General features: G+C 60.0%; 7 protein-coding genes. 2 read left to right on the top strand and 5 right to left on the bottom strand.

Going from position 1 to position 5,184, the window contains the following annotated elements:
- Positions 1-254: hypothetical protein (locus tag NKJ55_RS35010; protein ID WP_352453873.1), on the bottom strand; the 254-nt coding region annotated here is incomplete at its 3' end.
- Between NKJ55_RS35010 and NKJ55_RS35005 the strand changes: the two genes are divergently transcribed.
- On the top strand, positions 138-383 hold the full coding sequence (locus tag NKJ55_RS35005) for a peptidoglycan-binding domain-containing protein (protein ID WP_352453872.1): 246 nt from the start codon (positions 138-140) through the stop codon (positions 381-383). The genes NKJ55_RS35010 and NKJ55_RS35005 overlap by 117 nt on opposite strands.
- A gap of 215 nt (positions 384-598) precedes the next feature.
- Here NKJ55_RS35005 and NKJ55_RS35000 read toward each other — a convergent pair whose 3' ends face one another.
- Positions 599-1,093 (bottom strand): OmpA family protein, encoded by a 495-nt coding sequence (locus NKJ55_RS35000; protein ID WP_502904548.1) that lies wholly within the window; start codon positions 1,091-1,093, stop codon positions 599-601.
- A 292-nt stretch (positions 1,094-1,385) separates the two neighbouring features.
- Between NKJ55_RS35000 and NKJ55_RS34995 the strand changes: the two genes are divergently transcribed.
- Positions 1,386-1,910 carry a DUF6931 family protein gene (locus NKJ55_RS34995; RefSeq protein ID WP_352453870.1) on the top strand — a complete coding sequence of 175 codons (525 nt, stop codon included), beginning with the start codon at positions 1,386-1,388 and terminating at the stop codon, positions 1,908-1,910.
- 74 nt (positions 1,911-1,984) lie between these two features.
- Here NKJ55_RS34995 and NKJ55_RS34990 read toward each other — a convergent pair whose 3' ends face one another.
- The 3 genes from NKJ55_RS34990 to NKJ55_RS34980 form a co-directional block, all read right to left on the bottom strand.
- Positions 1,985-3,238, bottom strand: a complete 1,254-nt coding sequence (locus tag NKJ55_RS34990) for a caspase family protein (RefSeq protein ID WP_352453869.1) — start codon at positions 3,236-3,238, stop codon at positions 1,985-1,987.
- Positions 3,239-3,248: 10 nt separating this feature from the next.
- Complete coding sequence (locus tag NKJ55_RS34985) at positions 3,249-4,358, bottom strand: OmpA family protein (protein WP_352453868.1); 1,110 nt, start codon at positions 4,356-4,358, stop codon at positions 3,249-3,251.
- A 446-nt stretch (positions 4,359-4,804) separates the two neighbouring features.
- Positions 4,805-5,184, bottom strand: a 380-nt coding sequence (locus NKJ55_RS34980) for an ATP-binding protein (RefSeq protein WP_352453867.1), incomplete at its 5' end; no start/stop codon positions are given.

The following is a 5,184-nucleotide window of genomic DNA, read 5'->3' as shown; positions in this document are numbered from 1 at the left end:
TCCGCTAAACACGGGGGCTGCGCGGCGGACACGCCGACGTCACCGCAATGCCACGCCATTTTGCAGAACTTGACGCACACAACTCGATCTGTCTTGACCGCCAGAGCCGCATCGACCTGCAACTGCGCATCGAGGGGTTGGGCAACGGACTGGGCCGCATAGACGGAAACATAGGTCCGCAGACCCGCCGGGCAATCGGCATCTGGCAAGGGAAGAATGGTCTTCCGCCGACCACGTATCTGACGCGCGAGCAATTGGCATTCCTCGAGGTTCAGACAGATCCGATGATGGAGCCGTGCGTGCCGGATATGCGCCGATCAAGCCCGTGCAACGCAGCCGAAAAAGCAGGTTGCGCAGAGCGTCCGCACCCAGCGGTCGGGTGACGCAGAAACGTCGCAACAACAACAGGTCGTTCAGAAACAGCGGTTGCGCAAGACCATGGTGCGGCGGACGGATCCTGCTCCGGTGTGATGGTGGGCCGCGTGCTCAAGAACTGACCGGGGTCGTTCCAAGCCTATTCGCCTGGCCTGCCGCTGGGCTTGCCGCGCAGTTCCTGACGCACTGCTGCACAGTTTCTGGCGGCATGCACCAGCGTACGCTACTCGGCCTTTATACGCATTTCCACGCGGCGGTTGACGGCGTCGTATGGATTGGAGCTACGCGGATGCGTTTCGCCCAACCCGATTGCGTTGATGCGGTCAGCCTCGATGCCACTGGATGTGAGGAAGGACGTCACCGACTGCGCTCGTCGCTGCGACAGCCGCTCATTGTAGTGCTCCGGACCGGAAGCGTCGGTGTAGCCTTCGACGACGAAGTGGAAAGTACTGATCCGGCTGTCCTTCAGAGCCTTGGCATACTCCTCGAGTTCAGCGCGTGCGGTCGCGTCGAGTTCGGCCGAATCCAGCCCGAAATTGATCAGCATGTCGAGACTGGATTTGTCGGCCGGCCCGTCTTTTGCCTTGGTCTTGCACTGCTCCTCGGTGCCGACACAAATCCCCCGAGACTTGCCGAGGTCGGCCGCGCCAGCAAAAAACTTGACGATGTCTTCTGATTTCTGGATAGGGTCGGCGGAAACATGGGTCGAGAAAGCCACGACCGCCAACACCAAGGGTAAACTGGCCCACCGCATAGCGGTTACTCCTGTTGAGCATCCGATATTACCAAGCGTGAATATACCGAATTCCCACGCACTTGTCTGTCAATAAACGACGAGCCTGTGGCTGTGTCGGCCGATCTCCGTCACCACGAGTTGAGACTTGACCGGCGCCACGCCGGGGGCTTGAGTACCGACTGGTCCTCGATGAAAGCGTGGCGTCATGGCCAATGGGCTCCGATTCAAAACGGCACGGGATCTTTTTGTGGCTTGTCCCGCTGTCGCCAGAGACATGAGAGCCCTTCCAACCGAGCAGCGTTCGATCGAGTTTTGCCGCGATCTCCTCGCCGGGCCCATTCCCGAAGAGGCGATCACGTTTTGTGCCTACCTGCTTCCTGATCGGGCTGCGGTCTGGTGGGCCCATGAATGCCTGGGGCATCTGAGCGAACTGCTCGATAAGGCAGATCAAGAGCTGCTCGCGCTTGTTCGCGACTGGGTCAGCGAACCGGACAGTCCCGGCCATCGCGCCGCAGTGAGCGAGGCTGCGGCAACCCCGCCGGCAACGCCGGGCGCCTGGATTGCCTTGGCTGCGGAATGGGGTGACAATGGTTTTGGCGTTGCCGGATCTGTCGTCGGCGCAGCCGCGCCAACGGCCTTGCAGCGACATCCTGCCGCCCATGCAGTCAATGCCGGTGTTCTAGCAGGGCTGGCGCGCGTCGCACTGGCGGACCGCTTTGCCGTTCTCTCCGCCTTTGTCGAAATGGGCCTCCAGTTGGCCGACATCGAGGCGCAGCGCCAATCGGCGGATGCATATTAGACCCGAACCATTCCAATAGACGCAGCTCCATCGTCTTGTTTGGCCAGGGGTGTTCGAACCGAAGGGCCCAGATCTCACTTGCAGCCGCCTTGCGCCCATTTGGCCAGCGCCACCTTGAAGCGTGTCCCAAGCGGATGTTGCAGGCGTAGAACGGAGACATCGTTGGCGGCGAAATTTTTCGCCTGTTCGCATAGCCGATCCTCACTCCACTCATGGCAGCCGTTGCAGTGCTTGCCCTCCCACACCGCCTTGTCGAGCCCTTCCACGGGAGTGAAGAGCGGCTTGCCCGTGATCAGCTCGGCGATACTCTTGCCGTCGATTGCTGGATCTCCAAAATAGATAGGTCGGTCGAAAAAGATCGGATCGTCCGAAGCCAGTTTCGGGATTTTCTGCCGCAGGACATTAAGCGCAAGCTGTGCCTCATCGTCGCCTGACGAATTTGCGGTGGCGTTACGCCCATCCGAGCCGTCTTCCGCTTGTTGCGGAGCCGTCGCTTCGCCGACGATCAGCGGCGCGTTGAGATCGACTCTGTGCAAAACGACCTCGGTGGTCAGCGAGACATTGATCCACGGGCGCTGCTTGCCGGCGGTTGCTTTGAAAACATCGGCGGTGACCATGTTCATCGCGTCGGTGATCGAGATGTTCGAAGCCCCGATATGGGCAAGCAACGCGGACGTGAATGGCGAATGTTCGCTCGATCCGTCATAGGCGACCTGATTGGGACTGGTGGAAAAGGCGACCAGCGTACCCGCACCGCCATTCTCGATCGGGATTTCGGCAAGCCCGCTTCTCGCTCCCTTGACGCCGGCGGCCTTTGCCAACACTTCGGCCAGGGGATTGTCGCGACAGGCATCGAGGAAAATCAGTCTTATACTGGTCTCGCGCGACATTTGCCGCAAAACGAACTCGACAGGCACCGCCTCGAAATCAAGCGAGGTCTCGTCTTCCAATGCGGCATCGACCGGAAGCAGGTAGTTGCTGCCTGAAACCTGCAAACCGTGGCCGGCGTAAAAGAAAAGGGCAATGTCGGCGCCGCGAACCTGCTTTGCGAACTGCGCAATCGTCGTCTGGGTCTGCAATTTGGTCAGATCGAAACCGGAGACGACGTCAAAATCCAGGTTTTTGAGACGTTCGGCAACAGCCTGCGCGTCGTGTACCGGGTTGGTCAGCGCCGGCGCATGCTGATACTGGGAGTTGCCAAGGACCAGAGCAACACGGCGTTCGGCGTTGGCCGCCGTCAAGGTCAACAACAGCGCGAGCATCACCAGCCCGATCGCGCCTAGGACACCAATAAACCAAGCAATCAGATCGAAGCCCCGCCGGAACAAAGGCCCTTCCTCAGTTGACGAGCTTGGTGGCGGAAAACTCGATCCGCCGGTTGAGCGCCTTGTTCTTCGGCGTATCGTTGGTCGCAACGGGCCGCTCCTCGCCATACCCGGTTGCCGTGATCTGCGTTCGTGCAATACCCGCGGCAACAATGGCATCGGCAACGGCCTGGGCCCTGCGCTCCGACAGCAGCTTGTTGGTTACAGGCGAACCATCGGAATCGGTGTGGCCGGAAACCTCTACCTTCAGGCCCGGGCACTTGCCGACCACGCCAACCACCTCTGCCAGCAGCGGACGGCTTTGGTTGTCGAGCCGCGCGCTCGCCGACCGAAAGTAGATGGCCCCAGTGCGGGAGAGCACCGCGAACCGGTTGAGGCACTCCTCATCACTGAAATTCGCTTTCGCGGCATCGGTGGCGACGGGCCCGACGTCGGCAGTACTTGCAGCGATCGTCTGCACGGCCGCGGGCTTGCTGCCGCCGGCGTTGAAAACGAAATCGAAAGACACGGAAGCGGTCGGGACAATGTTGGTCACATTGGCGGCCTGCTGTAGCTTGTCGACATTCGGCAGCAGTCCGAAATCCTCGACATGTACGGCAACAGGCGTCTCCGAAGCGACGGAGACCATGCTGTCGCTGATCATGGTCACGACGATATTGGCCTCGAAATCCTTGTCGACCCCGTGCAGGTTGAGGCGGAATGGCAGCACTGCCTTGACCCTTCGCTTGGTCGCCAGGTCGGCAAATGCGCCAGGGTCAACTTTTGCGGTCAGTTCGGCGGACGGGTACTTGAATGTCTCAAAGAAAAGGAACCGCATGCGGACATTGCGAAGGTCGACACCCGTGTCGACAGAGTTGAGGTCGAACGTGATCTTGGCCTCACCCGTCGACGAAAGAGTGCCGGCTATGTTCCTGATCTTGTTGGTTTCGACGATCGTGTTCTTCTTGACCGACTGGTAGGTGAGCACGGAGGCCGTCGGGTCGAGTGTCCAATTCGTCTGTGCATTCGCGCTTTCCAGCCCAGGCAATAACAGCACCGATAGCGCGACGAACAAGCCAAGGGTGTTTAGGGCTAACCAGCTTCTCGAGCCCGTTTTCCGCCAGTCTCCGACGACTTCGAACATTGAACCCCCACCAGGACAACAGCCTTCCGTGTCGCAATCACCACCATGCCGTGCCAAGGAGAGCATAGAACAATTGTCAAGGCTTGGCGAGCATCGGCCAATCGACCGCAATGGTGTAAATTCCGCTCAGGTCCCGGGCTGCGGAACTCCGGCAAAATGGTGTTGCGGGAACAAGCAGTCTTGTTGGCGAACAATGGAGCTGAGAGAGAATATTCGCTGCGCTACCTGCCGCTGTCTTGAAGCCGGTCACGCTGGACCAGCCAAGCGAGGGAAACGCCCGGCTTACTCCATCCTGCTTCTCCCGCGGAATGCAGCTGGCGGCCCTTCGATTGAAGATTTCGATCATACGAAGCAGGCCGCGAAGCGCGTCCGGGCCTATTTGCGGGCACCTGCTCAAAGCCGCGACATGAGCCAGCCGCTAGCCCTTTATGTTCGACAGCAGTCTTTCAGCTTGCTGCCGCCGACCGTTTGAAAACGATGGTCACCTTCGTCCCTTTGTTGGCGCTGGACTCGACAGCTAACTGCGCCTTGGCGTTCTCGGTCAGCGATCGCGCGATCAGCGCTCCGAGCTTGCCTGGCTTGGGCCACACCTCGCCTTCCGGCAGGCCGATTCCGTCGTCCGCCACTATAACCCGGCAGCCGTCGCCATCGACGACGCTGTGCAGCGTTATCGTGCCGCCGTCGCGCCCCCGGAAGGCATGCTTTAGTGAATTGGTCAGCAATTCGTTCACGACCAGCCCCGCCGGCATGGCGACGTTTATTGACACGGGATATGTATCCACCTTCATATCCAGCCGGATTCCCTCGACCGCATGCGAGCTCATGA

Origin of the sequence: Mesorhizobium sp. M0106, assembly GCF_040322715.1 — a bacterium.
GTDB lineage: Bacteria > Pseudomonadota > Alphaproteobacteria > Rhizobiales > Rhizobiaceae > Mesorhizobium.
The sequence above is the reverse complement of the archived record's forward strand: the minus strand, read 5'-3'. Positions and strand labels throughout refer to the sequence as shown.